General features: G+C 44.0%; 1 protein-coding gene. It reads left to right on the forward strand.

Annotated elements, in window-relative coordinates; all coding sequences use genetic code 11:
• Positions 1 to 30: 30 nt before the first annotated feature.
• On the forward strand, positions 31 to 359 hold a 329-nt coding region (locus tag CIB29_RS17995), incomplete at its 3' end, for a carboxyl transferase domain-containing protein (protein WP_278335892.1).

Consider the following 359-nt stretch of genomic DNA (forward strand, 5'->3'; position numbering starts at 1 on the left):
GTAATAATTTTACAGTCTGGAGGGTTAGTAATGAGTACAATTGACAAACTTAACGACTTGCAGCACCGCAGAAGTGTTATTGAGCAGGGCGGCGGTGCTGACAAAGTTAAAAAGCAGCATGAATCCGGCAAATTAACGGCTAGAGAAAGAATTAATTTGCTTATGGATGAAGGAAGCTTTATTGAAATTGATGCCTTTGTAAAACACAGAGGCACAGAGTTTGATATGCCTGCTACTGAAGCTCCCGGGGAAGGGGTTGTTACCGGCTATGGTACGGTAGATGGACGACTGGTCTATGTCTATGCCCAGGATTTTACTGTCATCGGCGGGTCTTTGGGAGAAATGCATGCCAAAAAGAT

The sequence above is a fragment of the Petroclostridium xylanilyticum genome, assembly GCF_002252565.1.
GTDB classification, from domain to species: domain Bacteria; phylum Bacillota; class Clostridia; order SK-Y3; family SK-Y3; genus Petroclostridium; species Petroclostridium xylanilyticum.